We start from the raw sequence: 17,920 nt of genomic DNA on the forward strand, positions 1-17,920 counted from the left end.
ATGATAGAGACATGTAGGGTAAAAACAGTTGAGGAACAGCAACATGATTATTTTTGTTACCGGCGCCACCTCCGGTTTCGGCGAGGCCATTGCGCGCCGTTTTATCCGTGAAGGCCACCAGGTGATCGCCGCCGGGCGCCGCCTTGAGCGTCTCGAAGAGCTGCAGGAAGAACTCGGCCAAGCCCTGCACATCGTGCGGCTCGACGTGCGCAACCGCGCCGCCATTCAGCAGGCGATCGAAGCACTGCCGGCCGAGCTGCGCCAGATCGACGTGCTGGTGAACAACGCCGGGCTGGCGCTGGGGCTGGAGCCGGCGCACAAAGCCAACGCCGATGACTGGGAAACCATGATCGACACCAACGCCAAAGGGCTGGTGAACATGACGCGCGCGCTGCTGCCGGCCATGGTCGAGCGCAACGTCGGCCATGTGATCAACATCGGCTCCACCGCCGCCAACTGGCCTTACGCCGGCGGCAACGTGTACGGCGCCACCAAGGCGTTCGTCAAACAGTTTAGCCTGGGCCTGCGCGCCGATCTGCACGGCACGCGCATCCGCGTGACCGATATCGAGCCAGGCCTGGTGGGCGGCACCGAATTCTCCAACGTGCGCTTCAAGGGCGATGACGGCAAGGTCAACAAAACCTACGAAGGCGCCGATGCGCTGACGCCGGAAGACATCGCCGAGTCGGTGTTCTGGGTCGCAACGCTGCCGGCGCGCGTCAACATCAACACGCTGGAAATGATGCCGGTCAGCCAGTCCTTCGCCGGGCTGAACATCCACCGCGGCGCCTGATCTCCATCGGCGGGAGGCGACTCCCGCCCTGTTTCCTCAGGCCGCACGCCAGCCGGAAACGATGATCAGCATGCCCACCAGCGCCACCCCGGCGCCCACCCAGTCCAGCGCGGACAGCTTCACCCCGTCCACCACCCGCAGCCACAGCAGCGCCGTCGCTACATACACGCCGCCGTAGGCGGCGTAAACCCGCCCGCTGGCCGCCGGATGCAGCGTCAACAGCCAGACAAACAGCATCAGGCTCAATGCCGCCGGCAGCAATAGCCAGGCGCTGCCCTGCTTCTTGAGCCAGAGATAAGGCAGGAAACAGCCGATAATTTCGGCGAGCGCAGTGGCGAAAAACAACAGCGTGGTTTTTAACATCGGTCGCAGTTTTCTCTCGGTAAATTAAACGAATCGGCGCTTGGCTGGTGAATTCCAGGAACGCAGTGGTATATTTGTCACCACGCCTGCGGGCGAGGTAACGCCAGTGTCGCCATCATCAGGCGCACTCACTCATAAGGATGAAACGATGAAAACATTTTCGACCCAACGACTGCTACGCGGGATGCTGCCGGTCGCCATGCTGGCCGTCATGGGCGCCTGGCAGGCGCCGGCGCTGGCCGCCACCTGCACTCAGGGCAGCACCTGCGTCACCGTCGATGGCAAAGGCAGCGGCGCGATGAGCACCGAAGAAGCGCGCCAGAGCAAAGAGCAGTGGAATGATACCAAAACCCTGCGCCACAAGGTTAACACTCGCGTCGAGAAAGAGTTCGACAAGGCCGATCGCGCGGCGGATGACGAAGACCGCTGCAACGACAGCAACAACGTCAACGCGTACTGGGAGCCGGACACCCGTAAATGCCTGGATCGCCAGACCGGGCGTCGGATTATTCCTTAATCCGCCTGCGGCGGGCGGGCAAGCGTGAAACCCGGCCGCCGTTACTGCTATCCTGTTACAGGAAGTCCATTGTCTAAAAGGATGACGTGATGAAAAAAACGCTGATATTAACCGCTGTATTGCTGGCCGGCGCGCCGTTGGCGGCCCTGGCCTCCTGCGAAAGCGTGAAAGCGGACATTTCGCAAAAAATCATCAATAACGGCGTTCCGGAGTCCGGCTTCAAACTGGAGATCGTGCCTAACGATCAGGCCGATCAAGCCGGCGGCCAAGTGGTCGGCCACTGCGAAAACGACACCCAGAAGATCGTCTATACCCGCCTGAACAACGGCGACGATCGCGGTGACGCGGCGCAGACCGGCACCAGCCAGGACACCTCCAACACGCAGTAAGCCGCTTCGGCTACCCAGGGCGCGCAACAGCCGCGCCCTTTACTTTTCCCTTAAGCCTGTTCCGCCTCTTCCTCTTCGCCCTGCGGTCGACAACGCGCCGGGATCAGCATGGCTGCCGCCAGCGCCAGCAACGACACCAGCGCCGACACCAGGAACACCCAATGCAGCGAAGCCGCCACCTGCTGGATAAGCTGCGCCAGCGCTTCGCTCCCCATGCTCTGCCGCACCGCCGGCTCCATCAGCCGCTGCACCGGATCGTCGATTTCCGGCAAGCGCCACTGCAGGTTGAGGTTCAGCGTGGCGCCCAGAATGGCGGTGCCGATGGCCGACCCCACCATGCGGGTAAATACCGTACAGGCGGTGGCGATGCCGCGAATGCTGTAATGCGCCGCGTTCTGCACCGACACTAAAAACGTGGTGTTGCACAGCCCCATGCCGGCGCCGACCATAAACGCCGCCACCCGGCCCCACAGCAGGCCGCCGTTCGGCTGCAGCATCAGCAGGATCAGGCCGCCCGCCACCAACAGCAGCGCCCCCAGCAGCGCCGTCGCGCGATACGAGGTCATCAGCATCAAACGGCCGCTCAGCGTGCTGGCCAGCGGCCAACCGATCGACATCAGCGCCAGCGTGGTGCCCGCCTCCAGCGGCGAGCCGCCCATTACGCCCTGAATGAAAGTCGGCAGGAAGGCGCTGATGCCCATCATCGCCGCGCCGATCACCAGCCCGCCGATGTTACCGGCAACGATCACCCGGCTTTGCCACAGCGCCAGTGGGAACAGCGGTTCGACCGCGCGCCGCTCCTGGCGGACAAGCAAAGCCAGCGAAGCCGCCGCCAGCGCGAGCAACGGCGCCACCCACCATCCCAGGCTTTCCATCTGCAACAGCGCCAGCAGCAGCGCCGAAACGAACAGCGTCAGCCAGGCGGTGCCCGCCAGATCCAGCGCGTGCCGCCGCAGCTGCTGATGCGCAGGCAGATAGCGCCAGAGGAAGAACATCGCCAGCAGGCCGATCGGCAGGTTGACCCAGAACACCAGCGCCCACGGCAGATGCTGGACGATAAACGCGCCCAGCAGCGGGCCGATGATCGCCGACACGCCCCACACGCTCGACAGGTAGCCCATCACCTTCGGCCGCTCGGTGGCGCTGTAAATATCGCCGATGATGGTGGAGGCGATCGGCATGATGGCGCCGGCGCCCAACCCTTGCAGCAGACGGAAGCCGATCAGCCAATACATGTCGGGGGCGAAGCCGCACAGCACCGATCCCAGCAGGAACAGCGTAGCGCCGAAGAAGAACACCCGCTTGCGGCCGTAGAGATCCGCCAAGCGGCCGTAGATGGGAATGGTGATCGCCTGCGCCAGCAAATAGACCGCGAACACCCACCCCAGCAGCGAGAAGCCGCCGAGATCGCCGATGATGGTCGGCATGGCAGTGGCGACGATGGTGGCTTCGATCGCCGACATGAACATCGCCAGCATGCAGGCGATCAGAATCAATGGGCGGTGGGCGATGGGTGCGGGTGAAACGTTATTTGTCATGGCGTTATGCAGGTTTCCTGGCGTTTTTATTTTCCCTGAGTATATCAGCAAGCGCCTGCGCCAAGTCTATCCGCCCTCACATCCTGTCTTTGCCGGCGGCGAATCGCACCATTTGGACCTATTGTTACGGCGTAACGTTTTGCTGCGGATTTTTTTCACTTTCCGCGCATCCCAGCGCTGACGCGGGCTGAGGCGCCGATCCGCGTAATCTCAATCAACTGATTTTGTTCATAAAACTTGGCATGGCCAACGACAGGGTGCTATACCTTCCCTAGCCGGGGTCATTGGGCTTCGTGCTTTCTCTAGTTTAAATATCAGTATCTTATACTGATTAACTCACGTATTGAGCCACCGTTCAGCACGCTATGCCGAACACACCCTTCGCTCAATGTCGCTAACCTCATGCGAAACGCCCGTTTTGTACCGCCACGCCCGCCGGGCAGTGGGTAACAATCAGAGCGGAATGCGCCGTCTCGTCGGCCGCTCCGCGCAACGGAGGACGCAACATCATGCACAAGTCAGCGCCATACCGGCGCCTGCTCCTCGGGAGCCTGCTGTTTATCGCCGTCATCGCGCTGCTGGTTTACGGCATCGGTTGGGAAACCCTTAAGTCGCGCCGGGAAGATTTGATTTACCTCGGCCAGCAGCACATGTTCCTGGTGGTGTGTTCCATGCTGCTGTCGCTGCTGGTCGGCATTCCCAGCGGCATCCTGCTGAGCCGCCCCTTCGCCCGCCGCTGGGCGGAGCACGTGATGCAGATCTTTAACGTCGGCAACACCCTGCCGCCGCTGGCGGTGCTGGCGCTGGCGATGGTGATTATCGGCATCGGCGACCGGCCGGCGGTGGTGGCGCTGTTCCTCGCCTCGCTGCTGCCCATCGTGCGCAATACCTATGCCGGCCTGCGTTCGGTGCCGCCGGCGCTGGTCGAGGCCGCCAACGGTATTGGCATGACCGCCGGGCAGCGGCTGCGCCAGGTCGAACTGCCCAACGCGCTGCCGGTGATCTTCGCCGGGGTGCGCATCGCGATGGCGATCAACGTCGGCACCGCGCCGCTGGCGTTTTTGATCGGCGCCAGCAGCTACGGCGAGCTGATCTTCCCCGGCATCTACCTGAACGACTTCCCGACGCTGATCCTCGGCGCCGCCGCCACCGCGCTGATCGCCCTGCTGCTGGATCTGGCGCTGGCCGGTCTCGGCCGCCGGCTCAGCCCGCACACCGCATCCTGATGGGAGAAACGCGATGACTCGATGGTTACAACGCCTCCGCCACGCGCTGCTGTTCTCTTTGCTGATGACCGGCGCGGCCGCCTGGGCCGCCCCGCTCACGCTGGCGAGCAAGAACTTTACCGAACAGCGCATTCTGTCGGCGATCACCGTGCAATACCTGCGGGCCAAAGGTTTTCAGGTCGAACCCAAGACCAATCTGGCCACGGTGATCACCCGCAACGCCATGATCAACAAACAGATCGACATGACCTGGGAATACACCGGCACCTCGCTAATCATCTTTAACCACATCAATAAGCGCATGACGCCGCAGGAAACTTACGACACGGTGAAAAAGCTCGACGCCAAACTCGGCCTGGTGTGGCTGCAGCCGGCGGACATGAACAACACCTACGCCTTCGCCATGCAGCGCCAGCGCGCGGAAAAAGAGCAGATTCGCACCATGTCGCAGTTGGTGGCCAAAGTGGAACAGGTGCGTAAAACCGACCCAAAACACAACTGGCTACTGGGGCTGGATCTGGAGTTTGCCGGCCGCTCGGACGGCCTGAAGCCGATGCAGGCGCTGTACGACATGCCGCTCGATCGCCCGCAAATCCGCCAAATGGACCCCGGCCTGGTTTACAACGCCATCCGCGACGGCTTCGTCGATGCCGGGCTGGTGTACACCACCGACGGCCGGGTGAAAGGCTTCGATCTGCAGGTGCTCGAAGACGACAAGGGCTATTTCCCGAGCTATGCGGTCACGCCGGTGGTGCGTGCCGACGTGTTGCAAAACACGCCGGGGCTGGAAGCGGCGCTGAACACGCTGTCGAAACAGTTCAACAATCAGGTGATCACCGAGCTTAACGCCAGGGTGGATATCGACTACCAGACGCCGCAACAGGTCGCCGACGCGTTCCTCAAGCAGCGCGGCCTGATTTAGGGAGGCATGTGATGAATACTGTACTTTACGCCTGGCAAAACTGGGCCTATATCGCCGGATTGACGCTGGAGCACCTGCTGCTGGTCGGCGTCGCCGTCGGCCTGGCGATCCTGATCGGCGTACCGCTCGGCGTGCTGATCGTCCGCCACAAATGGCTGGCGACGCCGGTGCTGAGCCTGGCCACGCTGGTGCTGACCGTGCCCTCCATCGCCCTGTTCGGGCTGATGATCCCGCTGTTTTCCTTAATCGGCCACGGCATCGGCTACGTGCCGGCGATCACCGCGGTGTTCCTTTATTCGCTGCTGCCGATCGTGCGCAACACCCACACCGCGCTCGACAATCTGCCCGGTGGGCTGCGCGAAGCCGGCCGCGGCATCGGCATGACGTTCTGGCAACGCCTGCGCTGGGTAGAGATCCCGGTGGCGCTGCCGGTGATTTTCGGCGGCATTCGTACCGCCGTGGTGATGAATATCGGCGTGATGGCGATCGCCGCAGTGATCGGCGCCGGCGGCCTCGGCCTGCTGCTGCTCAACGGCATCAGCAGCAGCGACATCCGCCAGTTGATTACCGGCGCCGTGATGATCAGCCTGCTGGCGATCGTCCTCGATTGGTTATTGCACCGCTTGCAAATTGCGCTTACGCCCAAGGGGATCCGCTCATGATTAAATTGGAAAATCTGACCAAACAGTTCATGCAGAAGAACGGCACGCCGTTCAACGCCGTCGACAACATCAATCTGGACGTGCCGGAAGGCGAAATCTGCGTGCTGCTCGGCCCTTCCGGCTGCGGCAAAACCACCACGCTGAAGATGATCAACCGCCTGATCGAACCCACCGGCGGCACCATCCTGATCAACGGCGAAGATACCAGCGCGCTGGATACCGTCAGCCTGCGCCGCAAAATCGGCTACGTCATCCAGCAGATCGGTCTGTTCCCCAACATGACCATCGAAGAGAACATCACCGTGGTGCCGCGCATGCTGGGCTGGGACAAAAAACGCTGCCACGATCGCGCCGAGGAGCTGATGAGCATGGTGGCGCTGGATCCCAAGCGCTTTTTGCACCGCTACCCGAAAGAGATGTCCGGCGGGCAGCAGCAGCGCATCGGCGTGATCCGAGCGCTGGCGGCCGATCCGCCGGTGCTGCTGATGGATGAACCCTTCGGCGCGGTGGACCCGATCAACCGCGAAACCATCCAGAACGAGTTTCTCGACATGCAGCGCCAGCTGAAAAAGACCGTGATGCTGGTGAGCCACGACATCGATGAAGCGCTGAAGCTCGGCGATCGCATCGCGGTGTTCCGCCAGGGCAAAATCGTACAGAACGCCAGCGCCGATGAGCTGCTGGCGCGGCCGGCGAACGAGTTCGTCGCCTCCTTTGTCGGCCAGGACCGCACGCTGAAGCGCCTGCTGCTGGTGCAGGCCGGCGACGTAGCCGATCGGCAGGAAACGGTGACGGTGCGGCGGGAGACGCCGCTAGTGGAAGCGTTCGGGCTGATGGACGATATCGACGCCCGCTCGGTGACGGTGGTGGACGCCGACGGCAAGCCGCTGGGGTACGTCAAACGCCGTGAAGCGCGCGGCGCACCGGGCGTCTGCGCCGACAGTCTGCACCGTTTCCGCGTCACCGCGCGTGCGGAGGAGAACCTGCGCGTGGTGCTGTCGAAACTGTACGAGCACAACACCTCCTGGATGCCGATCGTCGATGAAGACGGCCGCTACAGCGGCGAAATCTCGCAGGATTACATCGCCGACTACCTCAGCTCCGGCCGCACGCGCCGGGTGCTGACGCCGCAATAACTCACTCAGGGGCGCTCACCGCCCCGCCCACGCCGCAGTTTGCTAAAGATTCACTGGTCATCGGCCGGAGCGCCAAGCACAATGCGCTGATGACCCTTTGATTTCTCTCACGACGCCGCCCACGCATGAAAAGATTGGTCCACCTGCACCACTATCGCGCCCTGTTGCGCAGCCTGTTTATCGCCGTGTTCATCGGCGTCGCCGCCGCTCTGGCGGTGTGGCTGTTCCACCGTTCGATGATTGGCCTCGAGTGGCTGCTGCTCGGCAATGCCGACGGCAGCCTGGTGGCCGCCGCCGCCGCGCTGCCCGGCTGGCGGCGCGCCCTCACTCCGGCGCTGGGCGGCCTGGCGGCAGGCCTGCTGCTGTATATTCACCAGCGCTACCGCCACCAGCGCCCGGCGGCGCCCACCGACTATATGGAAGCGATCGAGACCGGCAACGGCAAGCTGGACACCGGCGCCAGCCTGGTGAAGTGCCTGGCGTCGCTGCTGGTGGTGTCGAGCGGCAGCGCCATCGGCCGCGAAGGCGCGATGATCCTGCTGGCGGCGCTGGTGGGCTCGCTGTTCGCTCAGCGCTTTACGCACGAGAAAGAGTGGAAACTGTGGGTGGCCTGCGCCGCCGCCGCCGGGATGGCCAGCGCCTATCATGCGCCGCTGGCGGGCAGCCTGTTTATCGCCGAGATCCTGTTCGGCACCCTGATGCTGGCCTCGCTCGGCCCGGTGGTGATCGCCGCGGTCAGCGCTCTGCTGATGACCAACCTGCTCAACGGCGGCCAGGCGCCGCTCTATCTGGTGACGCCGCTCGCGGCTCCCTTGCCGACGCAATACCTGCTGATGGCGCTGGTCGGCGTGGTGGCCGGCGCCGGCGGGCCGCTGTTTTTATGGCTGATGACCGCCACCGGCCATGCCTTCCGCTCGCTGCGGTTGAAGCCGCCGTTGCAGCTGGCGCTGGGCGGCCTGATCGTCGGGCTGCTTTCGCTGCTGTTCCCGCAGGTATGGGGCAACGGTTACAGCGTGGTGCAGGCGCTGCTGATCGCGCCGCCGGGGGTGCTGCTGCTGGGGGCGATCCTGGTGTGCAAACTGTTGGCGATCCTTGCCAGCAGCGGGTCGGGCGCGCCGGGCGGGGTCTTCACCCCGACGCTGTTCGTCGGCGCCGCGCTCGGTTCGATCATCGGTCAGCTGTTTGGCCTGTGGCCGGGCATGGATACGGCGGTGCCGTTGCTGCTGGCGCTGACCGGCATGGCTACCCTGCTGGCCGCCACCACCCATGCGCCGATCATGGCGGCGCTGATGGTATTTGAAATGACCGGCGAATACGCGCTGCTGCCCGGCATTCTGCTCTCGTGCGTGATCGCCACCACCGTGTCGCGCGGCCTGCGGCCGGTGTCGGTGTATCATTCGGCGCCGCCGCCCAAACGCGAGGCTTAGAACTCGCCCTGCTGCAGGATTTTCCTGAACTGCGGGCACTGCAGGTGCTCGGGCTCAGGGCAATCAACCAGGTGGCGCAACCCGTCGCGCACCTGCACCAGGCGCTGGATATGGCTATCCAGCTCATCCGCTCGTGCAGCCAGCAGCCCGCGATCGAGCGCTATCTTGCCCCGTTCGTCAAACAAGGCGCTCATCTCGTCCAGCGTAAAACCGGCCAGGCGCGCCAGCGCGATCAGCCGCAGTTGGTCAAGCACGCCGGCGGCGTATTGGCGACGCAAACCGTGGCGGCCTATCGACGCGATCAGCCCTTTCTTCTCGTAATGCCGCAGCGCGGAAGGCGCGATCCCGCTCAGGCGCGCCACCGCGCCGATATCCAGTTCTTTTGCCATTGACTTGAAGCCGACTTTAAGTTGCACACTGTGCGCACATTATCACGTCACTGAGCCAAGGACACCCCAATGACCCCCGATCTGTTAGTGCGCATCCTGTTAACCGGCGTTGGCGCCACCCTCTGCATGGATCTGTGGGCGCTGCTGCTGAGGCGGCGCTTCGGCATCCCTTCCCTCAATTATGCGCTGGTGGGCCGCTGGTTTCTCGGCATGTTCGACGGCCGCTGGTTTCACGCCACCATCGTTACGGCGCCGCCGCGCCGGGGAGAGAGAGAAATCGGCTGGATATTGCATTACGCCATCGGCATCGCGTTTGCCTTTATCCCGATCGGTTTGGCGGGCATCGGGTGGTATGCGGCGCCGGAGCCGCTCATCGCGCTGTTGAGCGGCTGGCTGAGCCTGGCGGCGCCGTTTCTGGTGATGCAGCCCGCGCTGGGCTTTGGCGTGGCGGCGGCGAAAACCGCCTACCCGCGAAAAGCGCGGCTCCTTAGCCTGCTCACCCACACGGTGTATGGGCTGGGCCTGCTGATTGCCGCCCGGCTGTTGGCGGCGCTGTGCGCTTGAGCGAGCTTACAGCAGCGTGGAAATATCGAGGTAGTGCGCCAGCTCGCGCTGCTCTGCGCGTGGCAAATAGGGAATCTCACCCAGCAGCGGCGCGGGAATGCGCTGCTGCAGCGCCGCGATGGTTTCGGCATAGTGCGCCAACCCCGGGTTGATGCGGTTGGCCACCCAACCCAACAGCGGCAGGCCGTCGTTGATGATCGACTGCGCGGTCAGCAGTGCGTGGCTGACGCAGCCCAGCTTGATGCCCACCACCAGCACCACCGGCAGCTGTTCCTGCACCACCCACTCGGCGTAAGGCCGCAGATCGTTCATCAGCACCCGCCAACCGCCGCTGCCTTCCACCACCACCGTGTCGGCTTTGGCGGACAGATCCCGCAGACCGCTGCTCATCACGCCATAGTTGATGTCCTCGGTCGCATGCGCGTGAAACACCTCATCCAGGCAGGTGATGGGATTGATCTCCTCGTAGGACAGCGGCACGGTTGACGATGCCTGCAACACCAAAGCGTCTTTATTGCGGATGCCCTCGCTGGTTTCCTGGCAGCGTGCGGCGATCGGCTTGTAGCCGGCCACCGAACGGCCCTCGGCGGCCAGCGCCTGCATCAACCCGCGGGAAACCACGGTTTTACCGACGTCGGTATCCGTGCCTGTCACAAATAAACGCTTCAACATGAATAAAATGCCCCAGAATGCCCCGTTAACAATGTGTCGCCGCATCGGCGGCGAAGAAGTCTTTCGGAAAAATTCTAGGGGATGCGCCCCCATAGGGGCTTGAGGTAGCTCAATCTTTTGCGGAATTAATAAGAAGTTCTGATGTTAGCCCTGCAGCAGCTGTACCAGCAACGAACCGTTGTACAGCGCCTCTTTCACCAGCGCCGCGCCGGGCATGGTGCCCTTATTGAAGAACTGCGTGGATTCGACCTTGACCTGCTCGCTGTAGGCCGGCAGCGCCTGCTGGCGAATGCAGGAGGCGATGGCCGGGTGCAGGATCTCCGCCGCGCGGTTGAGCGGCGAGCCCACCAGGATCTTCTCCGGATTGAACAGATTGACCATGATTGCCAGAATGCGCCCCACGCTGTGCCCAACGCCGAGAATGATGTCCCGCGCCAGCTGATCGCCCGCCAGCGCGGCGTCGCACAGCGATTCGACGGTCAGCGGCGCGCCGTGCAGGCTGGAGCTCATCGAGCCGCTCAGCCGCTGCTGGGCGATCTCCAGCATGTTTTCGATGCTGGCCACGGTTTCGAGACAGCCGTGGTTGCCGCAGTAGCAGCGTTTGCCGTAGGGATCGACCTGGGTGTGGCCGATCTCCACCACGCTGTGGCTGCCGGCGTGCAGCACATGGCCGCCGGTGATCACCCCGGCACCGACGTTGTGGTCGATCACCACCTGAATGACGTTCTGGCTGCCGCGCGAGGCGCCGTACAGCGCCTCGGCCATGGTCCAGGCGCTGATATCGTGCTGCAGGTAAACCGGCAGGCCGGTGCGGGTTTCCAATGCCGGACCGAGCGGCATCTCCAGCGCGTCGTAAAACGGCATGCGATGCACCACGCCAGACTGCACGTCGATCATACCCGGCAGCGTGATGGCGATCGCCGTCAGCCGCTCCAGCTTGCTTTGGTGGCGGATAAAGAATTGGTCGACTTCGGTCAGGATGCGTTTCAGCAACGGTTCAGGGTGTTCGGCCGCCAGCGGCAGCTGCTCCTCAACCACCAGTTTGCTGCTGAGATCGCGCAGCGCCAGCGTGATGCTGCCGCGGCTGATGCGGGCGGACAGGTAGTGCCAGGCCTCGGTGTCCAGCACCAGCCCCACCGCCGGGCGGCCCCGGCTGCCGATTTCCTGGTACTCGGTTTCCTTGACCAGATGGGCTTCCAGCAGTTCGCGCACGATCTTGGTGATGCTGGCGGGCGCCAGCTGCGCGCGTTTTGACAGTTCGATGCGCGAAATCGGGCCCAGTTGATCGATTAGCCGATAAACCGCCCCCGCATTGGTCTGTTTGATTTGATCGATATGCCCAGGCTGCCCAACCGCAATCACAAACCTGCTCCTACTATTTTTCGCGCTTCTAAATAAAGACTAGGGGTTATGGTGGGGCTTTTGTCATACAGCGTCAACTATTTGATTCGTTATGTGATTTGCTGCACAAATTCCTCGCAATTTCAGCGTGAATTGATTTTTATTTGCCCAAGCTCAACGTCATTTCAGCATCAACGCCATCAGCGCCTGCGCGGCGGCGGTCAGCGGCCGCCGGCGGTGATGCACCAGCCACACTTCGGTGGTGGCGTCCGGCTCCGCCAGCGGCAAATAGCGCACGCCGTCCACCCGCACCCGGGCAAATGAGGCCGGCAGAATCGACACCCCCAACCCGGCGGAGACCAGCCCGATGATGGTCATCGCTTCCCCCACTTCCTGGGTGATGTACGGGGTAATGCCGGCCTTGCCGAGCAACAGCAGTATTTCGTCGTACAGCGCGGTGCCCACTTCGCGCGAGAAGAACACGAACGGCTCCTGCGCCAGATGTTGGAAACGCAGCGCGCCGCCGGGCGTTTCCGCCAGCGGATGCCCTTCCGGCACCACCGCCACCAGCGGTTCGCGCAGCAGCAGCTGGTAGTGGAGCGCCTCCGGCAGCCGCGTGTTGCGCATTACCCCCAGATCCAGCTCACCGTTCAGCAACGGCTCGATCTGCTGTTTGGTGTTGATTTCGCGCATTTTGATATGCACCTGCGGAGACTGCTGACGGAAAGCGCGCAGGCTGCGCGACACCACGCCGATGAAGGGCGCGGAAGAGGTAAAGCCGATGGTCATTTCCCCCAGCTCGCCGCGATCCAGACGCGCCGCCTTTTCCGCCGCCCGCCCGACCTGATCGAGCACCTGATAGGCTTCTTTGAGGAACATCTCCCCGGCCTGGGTCAAACTGACGTTGCGGTTGTTACGCGCCAGCAGCCGCGCGCCGACCATCTCTTCCAACGCCTGGATTTGCTGGCTGAGCGGCGGCTGGGAGATCCGCAGCCGTTCGGCGGCGCGGCCAAAATGCAGCTCTTCCGCCACGGCGATAAAGTAACGCAGGTGTCTCAATTCGATATTCATATTTAAAACATCTTAATTTTAATTATTAATATATTAGACAAAAAATTCGCCGCTCCCTATCATTTTGTTATCTGTAAAGTGTCTGTTTATCTCCCCGAAGTTCGGTAAGGAAACGCTGTGACAACCCCTGTGCGTTCTGCGGCCGCGATGCCGTCGACGCTGGCCGCCAACGATGACGCGGCCGCTGCGCCAAAAGTAAAACGCTCCACCCTCAACAACAAACTCCCCTATATCGAACGCGGCACGCCGCAGTTTATGCGCGTGACGCTGGCGCTGTTTTCCGCCGGGCTGGCGACCTTCGCGCTGCTCTACTGCGTGCAGCCGATTCTGCTGGTGCTGTCGCAAGATTTCGGCGTATCGCCGGCGGAAAGCAGCCTGTCGCTTTCGGTCTCCACCGGTCTGCTGGCGATCGGCCTGATGTTCACCGGGCCGCTGTCCGACGCCATTGGCCGCAAGTCGGTGATGGTGGTAGCGCTGCTGCTGGCGGCGGTCTGCACGCTGATCTGCGCCTTTATGACCAGCTGGCACGGCATTTTGCTGATGCGCGCGCTGATCGGCCTGTCGCTGAGCGGCGTGGCGGCGGTCGGCATGACCTACCTCAGCGAAGAGATCCACCCCAGCTTCGTCGCCTTCTCAATGGGGCTGTACATCAGCGGCAACTCGATCGGCGGCATGAGCGGCCGCCTGGTGACCGGGGTGTTGACCGACTTCTTCTCCTGGCGCGTATCGCTCGGGGTCATCGGCCTGTTCGCCCTCGCCGCCGCCTGCATGTTCTGGCGCATCCTGCCCGCCTCGCGGCATTTTCGCGCCAGCTCGCTGCGCCCGCGCACCCTGCTGATCAACTTCAAGCTGCATTGGCACGATAAGGGCCTGCCGCTGCTGTTCGCGGAAGGGTTCCTGCTGATGGGCAGCTTCGTCACCCTGTTCAACTACATCGGCTATCGCCTGCTGGCGGATCCTTACCACCTGAGCCAGGCGATTGTCGGCCTGCTGTCGGTGGTATACCTCACCGGCTCCTACAGCTCGCCCAAGGCCGGCGCGCTCACCTCACGCTTCGGGCGCGGCCCGGTGCTGCTGGCCTCGATCGTGATTATGCTGATCGGGATTCTGATTACCGCGCTGCCGCAGGTGCCGGCGATCTTTATCGGCATGATGCTGTTCACCGCCGGTTTCTTCGCCGCCCACTCGGTGGCCAGCAGCTGGATCGGCCGCCGTGCGCGCCGCGCCAAAGGCCAGGCGTCGTCGCTGTATCTGTTCTGCTATTACGTTGGCTCCAGCGTGGCCGGCACCCTCGGCGGCGTGTTCTGGCACAGCTTCGGTTGGAATGGCGTGGCGGCGTTCATCAGCCTGATGCTGCTGCTGGCGCTGCTGGTGGTGCATTACCTGAAACGCCTGCCGGAAGCGGCCCGCCTCTGAAAAGAAAAAGCCGCGGTGGTTTGCCGCGGCTCGTCATGCCAGTGCCTGTGATTATTGACCGGTTTTCCAGCGGGTGCGCAGGTACTCCACCGCCTTGTCCGTTTGCGGCTCAGTCAAATAACGTTGCCGGAACAGAATGGTTCCCCCCATTCCCGGCAGGCTCTCGTTGAGATCCAGCTGCCTTTTCAGCTCGGGAACGCCGCCGTCGACGGTCCAGGCCGGCTCGCTGGCGGCAGGTGTACCCACTTTATACAACGCCACCCCGGCATAGAGCCGAACCGGCGTGCCTTTCACCACCTCGGCCCACCAGTGGGCCAGCACGTCGTAGCGGACAATTTCACGATCAAAAGGCCAATACAGCTGCGGCGCGATGTAATCGAGCAGCCCCAGTTTGACCCACTGGCGCGTATCGGCATAGGCCGTATCGTACGATGGCGCGCCGGCCCGCGTCGCCGAGCCGGCAGGATCGTCCGCCTGGTTTCGCCATACGCCCGCCGGGCTGACGCCAAACGCCACCGCGGGCTTCAAGGCTCGGACGCTGGCTGAAACCTGTTTTATCAATTGCAGCGTGTTGTCCCTGCGCCAGGCGGCTTTGTCTGCAAACCCTTTGCCGTAGGCGCGATACGTTCGTTCATCATCCAGCGGCGATTGCGGCGTTTCGTAATAGAAATAGTCGTCAAACTGAATGCCGTCGACCTCATAGTTTTTGACAATTTCGGTCACCACGCCGGTGATCCAGTTGCGCACGTCGGGCAGACCGGGATCGAGCACGAAGCGCTCGTTGGCGGTGCGAATCCAGTCGGGATGCAGCGCATAGACGCTGGCCGGCGGCGACTGCAGCGTATGATTAAGTGCGTCAATCGTTTGTGGGCGGGTATTCATAGAAACCCGATAGGGATTCAGCCAGGCATGCACTTTGATGCCGCGGCGGTGCGCTTCTTGCAGCATAAAGGCCAGCGGATCGTAACCCGGATCCTGGCCCACGGTGCCGGTCAAGACTTCTGACCAGGGCAAGATATTTGAGCGCCACAGGGCCGTGCCGTCCGGTTTAACCTGAAAATACACCGCGTTAATCCCGGTTTTCACCATCTCGTCCAGCGCGTCCGTCAGCCCCTGTTTCTGCAGGCGAACCCGCTCTTGCGCGGTTTCCGCTTTCAGGGAGGCCGCCGGCGGCCAATCCAGGCCAATGACCGTGGCCAGCCAGATGCCCCGCATCGGTGTTATCGGCGGCGTCGGTTGCGGGGGCTTCTCCGGTTCGGGCGGCTTGGCGCACCCGCTCACGCCCAGCATGGCGGCCATCAACAGCCATCCGCCTAATTTTGTTGCGCCTGTCGGCATTCTGGTTCTCCTTCCGTGAGTGACGGTTATCCCATGTCGTTGCGTGCAGAGCAAGAAACGCCCCGATTTGTCAGTGTTATTTCGCTGCCGGCGTCGCCCTGTTCAGACGACGCCGGTGTCCTTATCCCATTACCAGCTCAGCCCCGTGCCGCGAGGGAACGCCACCTTGCCCGTATTGGTTTCCACATCGTAGTCATGCCAGGTGTTGACCGGCAGTTTGCCCTGCGGTTTGATTTTGCCCGTCAGCACCTGCGCCAAAGAGACCATCGAAGGGCCACGCCACACGCCGCTGTCATAACCGTAGTAGGAGTAGGTGGCGACGGCCGCCTCCACCTCGGCGGCATAGTTCACGATATCGTAAGGTGCGCGCAGTGAGAGGTGAACGCGTTTCTTCCCCTGCTCGGCGGCGTATTTCAACCAGCCCGGATAAGGGCTGCTGTCATTGCTCGCTCCGGTTGCGGAGGTAACGACCCCATCCTGTTCAGCCGGCGTAAAGCGGGTTGAGAGGGTTCCGAGCAAGAACACGTCGCAGCCGGCAATATGTTCCCTAACCTGGGCGTCGCTCAGCTCCGTTTCCTTCGCGGCAACGACGTTCTGATACCCCTCCTGCGCCATCACGCGCGCAATGCCGTTCGCCTGCTCGCCCCACGGCGTCAGAATAAAGTAGCGCAGCGCCTTGTCCTTTAACGGCAACAGGCTGTGGCGGTTGATCACCACGGTAATGGAACGATCGGCGATGCATTTTTCCAGCTTGTGCGCTGACGACGCAACGTCGTTGGAACACGGCCTATCGCTATGGTCCATCAGGCTATGGCGTAATTTCAGGCGCAAAATTCGCTCGACCGAGGCATCGATATCGGCCTCGCTGAGATGCCCCGTTTTCACTCTGTCCGCAAGGTACCGGATCAACGCCGGTAGCAGGCTCGCCTGGGCCGGCGAGGCGATGCTGACAGGCATCAAAGCAATATCCACCCCGGCGGCAAAGACGTTTTCAGCCGCCGCTTGCTGGCTGAAATGCTCGGCAATCGCGCCCATATCCAGCGCATCTGAAATCGTTACGCCCGCATACCCCAATTCATTGCGCAGGATCTGGGTCTGAATTTCATGCGACATGGTGGCCGGCACCGTGATTTTTTCACCGCTGCGGGTATCTATCTGGCGGTTATCCAATGCCGGATACTGAATATGCGCGGTCATGACCATGTCCGGCGCCGCGCAGCGATCGATGGCCTGCTTGTAAGGGGCGATATCGATGGCAAAAGCCTCTTCCCGCGTGCGATCGACGCGCGGCAAACCGGTATGCGAGTCGGTGGAGGTGCTGCCATGGCCGGGGAAGTGTTTATATGCGGTGATCAGCCCCTGGTGCTTCATGCCCGCCACCATTTTCTCTGCCAGACGAGAAACGGTATTCTTATCATCGCTGAAGGCGCGAACGTTAATCACCGGGTTGAACGGGTTGGTGTTGACGTCCACGACCGGGGCAAAGTTGGTATTGATATGCAACGCGCGCATATCCTGGGCCATCAGCTTGCCCTGTTCAACGGCGAGCTGTTTATCCGCACCGCCCTCAATCGCCGCCGCCAGCGCCATATTGCCGGGGAAAGAGGCATAGTCGCCGCGCGGCAGCCGAAAAACGTTACCGCCTTCGTTATCCGTGCCGATAAACAGGCGAATGCCGGCGTGCGTTTTCATCGCGGCATACCAGGCCGTCAACGTGTTGATCTGCTGCTTGTCTTTCAGATTATTGGCGAACAGGATCACCCCACCCACGTGGTTATCGGCGATCAGCTTGCCAATGGCTTCATCGGGGACGGTCATATCCTGATTGCTGCTACCGTTCCGATCCCAGTAGCGAAAATCCAGCATGATTTTTTGCCCGATCTTCTCTTCCAGCGTCATGTTTTTGACTTTCTGTTTAATATCCACAGTGAACCTCCGTTTAAAGCACCCGTTAATGACAGAAGAAAAGATAACCCCAAGGGCTCATAGCGTCCTGCCATTCTGTTTGTTCCAGTGATTGGACAACGGCGATCGGAAAATGGATTAAACAAAACGCAAACAAATAGGAGAAAATCCATCAATGAATCAAAACACTACGCATACCGGGTGTATTACGTGCCCTGCCGTAGAGGCTGCTATGGCGCATTTTCCGCTGG

18 protein-coding genes are annotated in these 17,920 nt (G+C 62.1%); 10 read left to right on the forward strand and 8 right to left on the reverse strand.

Going from position 1 to position 17,920, the window contains the following annotated elements:
• Positions 1 to 43 precede the first annotated feature (43 nt).
• Positions 44 to 793 (forward strand): bifunctional NADP-dependent 3-hydroxy acid dehydrogenase/3-hydroxypropionate dehydrogenase YdfG, encoded by a 750-nt coding sequence (gene ydfG, locus AC4PR2_RS08590; protein WP_016927858.1) that lies wholly within the window; start codon positions 44 to 46, stop codon positions 791 to 793.
• A gap of 36 nt (positions 794 to 829) precedes the next feature.
• Here the strand turns inward: ydfG and AC4PR2_RS08595 are convergent, their stop codons facing one another.
• The gene (locus AC4PR2_RS08595; protein WP_025302721.1) at positions 830 to 1,156 is read right to left on the reverse strand and encodes a YnfA family protein; all 327 of its coding nucleotides are present in this window, start codon (positions 1,154 to 1,156) and stop codon (positions 830 to 832) included.
• Positions 1,157 to 1,304: 148 nt separating this feature from the next.
• On the opposite strand from AC4PR2_RS08595, the gene AC4PR2_RS08600 reads away from it, so the two are divergent.
• Positions 1,305 to 1,673 (forward strand): DUF1283 family protein, encoded by a 369-nt coding sequence (locus tag AC4PR2_RS08600; protein WP_038873959.1) that lies wholly within the window; start codon positions 1,305 to 1,307, stop codon positions 1,671 to 1,673.
• 89 nt (positions 1,674 to 1,762) lie between these two features.
• Complete coding sequence (locus AC4PR2_RS08605) at positions 1,763 to 2,062, forward strand: DUF1161 domain-containing protein (RefSeq protein WP_049199199.1); 300 nt, start codon at positions 1,763 to 1,765, stop codon at positions 2,060 to 2,062.
• A 50-nt stretch (positions 2,063 to 2,112) separates the two neighbouring features.
• On the opposite strand, the gene AC4PR2_RS08610 is transcribed toward AC4PR2_RS08605, so the two are convergent.
• Positions 2,113 to 3,600 carry an MDR family MFS transporter gene (locus tag AC4PR2_RS08610; RefSeq protein ID WP_055312384.1) on the reverse strand — a complete coding sequence of 496 codons (1,488 nt, stop codon included), beginning with the start codon at positions 3,598 to 3,600 and terminating at the stop codon, positions 2,113 to 2,115.
• Positions 3,601 to 4,109: 509 nt separating this feature from the next.
• Here AC4PR2_RS08610 and AC4PR2_RS08615 point away from each other — a divergent pair.
• The 5 genes from AC4PR2_RS08615 (at position 4,110) to clcB (ending at position 8,973) form a co-directional block, all read left to right on the forward strand.
• Positions 4,110 to 4,826 (forward strand): ABC transporter permease, encoded by a 717-nt coding sequence (locus AC4PR2_RS08615; protein WP_004938551.1) that lies wholly within the window; start codon positions 4,110 to 4,112, stop codon positions 4,824 to 4,826.
• A gap of 64 nt (positions 4,827 to 4,890) precedes the next feature.
• On the forward strand, positions 4,891 to 5,748 hold the full coding sequence (locus tag AC4PR2_RS08620) for a glycine betaine ABC transporter substrate-binding protein (RefSeq protein ID WP_204275976.1): 858 nt from the start codon (positions 4,891 to 4,893) through the stop codon (positions 5,746 to 5,748).
• Between the two features lie 11 nt (positions 5,749 to 5,759).
• A complete protein-coding gene (gene osmW, locus AC4PR2_RS08625) occupies positions 5,760 to 6,410 on the forward strand; it encodes an osmoprotectant ABC transporter permease OsmW (protein ID WP_049199194.1) in 651 nt (216 codons plus the stop codon).
• Positions 6,407 to 7,546, forward strand: a complete 1,140-nt coding sequence (gene osmV / locus AC4PR2_RS08630; protein ID WP_047727625.1) for an osmoprotectant ABC transporter ATP-binding protein OsmV — start codon at positions 6,407 to 6,409, stop codon at positions 7,544 to 7,546. Before osmW ends, osmV begins: the two co-directional genes overlap by 4 nt.
• Positions 7,547 to 7,671: 125 nt before the next feature.
• Positions 7,672 to 8,973, forward strand: a complete 1,302-nt coding sequence (gene clcB, locus AC4PR2_RS08635) for a voltage-gated ClC-type chloride channel ClcB (protein WP_038873948.1) — start codon at positions 7,672 to 7,674, stop codon at positions 8,971 to 8,973.
• Here clcB and AC4PR2_RS08640 read toward each other — a convergent pair.
• Positions 8,970 to 9,362, reverse strand: coding sequence for a helix-turn-helix domain-containing protein (locus AC4PR2_RS08640; protein ID WP_087763471.1), 393 nt, complete (start codon positions 9,360 to 9,362; stop codon positions 8,970 to 8,972). The two genes, clcB and AC4PR2_RS08640, sit on opposite strands and share 4 nt — an antisense overlap.
• Positions 9,363 to 9,431: 69 nt before the next feature.
• Here AC4PR2_RS08640 and AC4PR2_RS08645 point away from each other — a divergent pair, with 69 nt between their 5' ends.
• Positions 9,432 to 9,926, forward strand: a complete 495-nt coding sequence (locus AC4PR2_RS08645) for a DUF2938 family protein (protein WP_060419099.1) — start codon at positions 9,432 to 9,434, stop codon at positions 9,924 to 9,926.
• A 6-nt stretch (positions 9,927 to 9,932) separates the two neighbouring features.
• Here AC4PR2_RS08645 and bioD read toward each other — a convergent pair whose 3' ends face one another.
• The 3 genes from bioD to AC4PR2_RS08660 form a co-directional block, all read right to left on the reverse strand.
• Positions 9,933 to 10,598 carry a dethiobiotin synthase gene (bioD, locus tag AC4PR2_RS08650; RefSeq protein WP_197804098.1) on the reverse strand — a complete coding sequence of 222 codons (666 nt, stop codon included), beginning with the start codon at positions 10,596 to 10,598 and terminating at the stop codon, positions 9,933 to 9,935.
• A gap of 144 nt (positions 10,599 to 10,742) precedes the next feature.
• Positions 10,743 to 11,960, reverse strand: a complete 1,218-nt coding sequence (gene mlc / locus AC4PR2_RS08655) for a sugar metabolism global transcriptional regulator Mlc (protein ID WP_102984748.1) — start codon at positions 11,958 to 11,960, stop codon at positions 10,743 to 10,745.
• A 159-nt stretch (positions 11,961 to 12,119) separates the two neighbouring features.
• A complete protein-coding gene (locus AC4PR2_RS08660) occupies positions 12,120 to 13,010 on the reverse strand; it encodes a LysR family transcriptional regulator (protein ID WP_047727629.1) in 891 nt (296 codons plus the stop codon).
• Positions 13,011 to 13,157: 147 nt separating this feature from the next.
• Here AC4PR2_RS08660 and AC4PR2_RS08665 point away from each other — a divergent pair, with 147 nt between their 5' ends.
• Entirely contained in the window at positions 13,158 to 14,426 is a 1,269-nt protein-coding gene (locus AC4PR2_RS08665; RefSeq protein ID WP_492175067.1) for an MFS transporter, read from the forward strand.
• 51 nt (positions 14,427 to 14,477) lie between these two features.
• Here the strand turns inward: AC4PR2_RS08665 and AC4PR2_RS08670 are convergent, their stop codons facing one another.
• Together AC4PR2_RS08670 and AC4PR2_RS08675 are read right to left on the reverse strand one after the other, a co-directional pair.
• On the reverse strand, positions 14,478 to 15,764 hold the full coding sequence (locus tag AC4PR2_RS08670) for a glycoside hydrolase family 10-like protein (RefSeq protein ID WP_197804096.1): 1,287 nt from the start codon (positions 15,762 to 15,764) through the stop codon (positions 14,478 to 14,480).
• 129 nt (positions 15,765 to 15,893) lie between these two features.
• On the reverse strand, positions 15,894 to 17,690 hold the full coding sequence (locus AC4PR2_RS08675; RefSeq protein ID WP_197804095.1) for a glycoside hydrolase family 3 N-terminal domain-containing protein: 1,797 nt from the start codon (positions 17,688 to 17,690) through the stop codon (positions 15,894 to 15,896).
• Positions 17,691 to 17,920 lie beyond the last annotated feature (230 nt).

The sequence above is a fragment of the Serratia sp. A07 genome (assembly GCF_058725505.1).

Excerpts from the sequence above, each read along its gene's own strand:
- ydfG (WP_016927858.1), top strand. The coding sequence starts at position 44 with ATGATTATTTTTGTTACCGGCGCCACCTCCGGTTTCGGCGAGGCCATT.
- AC4PR2_RS08595 (WP_025302721.1), bottom strand. The coding sequence starts at position 1,156 with ATGTTAAAAACCACGCTGTTGTTTTTCGCCACTGCGCTCGCCGAAATT.
- AC4PR2_RS08600 (WP_038873959.1), top strand. The coding sequence starts at position 1,305 with ATGAAAACATTTTCGACCCAACGACTGCTACGCGGGATGCTGCCGGTC.
- AC4PR2_RS08605 (WP_049199199.1), top strand. The coding sequence starts at position 1,763 with ATGAAAAAAACGCTGATATTAACCGCTGTATTGCTGGCCGGCGCGCCG.
- AC4PR2_RS08610 (WP_055312384.1), bottom strand. The coding sequence starts at position 3,600 with ATGACAAATAACGTTTCACCCGCACCCATCGCCCACCGCCCATTGATT.
- AC4PR2_RS08615 (WP_004938551.1), top strand. The coding sequence starts at position 4,110 with ATGCACAAGTCAGCGCCATACCGGCGCCTGCTCCTCGGGAGCCTGCTG.
- AC4PR2_RS08620 (WP_204275976.1), top strand. The coding sequence starts at position 4,891 with ATGACCGGCGCGGCCGCCTGGGCCGCCCCGCTCACGCTGGCGAGCAAG.
- osmW (WP_049199194.1), top strand. The coding sequence starts at position 5,760 with ATGAATACTGTACTTTACGCCTGGCAAAACTGGGCCTATATCGCCGGA.
- osmV (WP_047727625.1), top strand. The coding sequence starts at position 6,407 with ATGATTAAATTGGAAAATCTGACCAAACAGTTCATGCAGAAGAACGGC.
- clcB (WP_038873948.1), top strand. The coding sequence starts at position 7,672 with ATGAAAAGATTGGTCCACCTGCACCACTATCGCGCCCTGTTGCGCAGC.
- AC4PR2_RS08640 (WP_087763471.1), bottom strand. The coding sequence starts at position 9,362 with ATGGCAAAAGAACTGGATATCGGCGCGGTGGCGCGCCTGAGCGGGATC.
- AC4PR2_RS08645 (WP_060419099.1), top strand. The coding sequence starts at position 9,432 with ATGACCCCCGATCTGTTAGTGCGCATCCTGTTAACCGGCGTTGGCGCC.
- bioD (WP_197804098.1), bottom strand. The coding sequence starts at position 10,598 with ATGTTGAAGCGTTTATTTGTGACAGGCACGGATACCGACGTCGGTAAA.
- AC4PR2_RS08660 (WP_047727629.1), bottom strand. The coding sequence starts at position 13,010 with ATGAATATCGAATTGAGACACCTGCGTTACTTTATCGCCGTGGCGGAA.
- AC4PR2_RS08665 (WP_492175067.1), top strand. The coding sequence starts at position 13,158 with ATGCCGTCGACGCTGGCCGCCAACGATGACGCGGCCGCTGCGCCAAAA.
- AC4PR2_RS08670 (WP_197804096.1), bottom strand. The coding sequence starts at position 15,764 with ATGCCGACAGGCGCAACAAAATTAGGCGGATGGCTGTTGATGGCCGCC.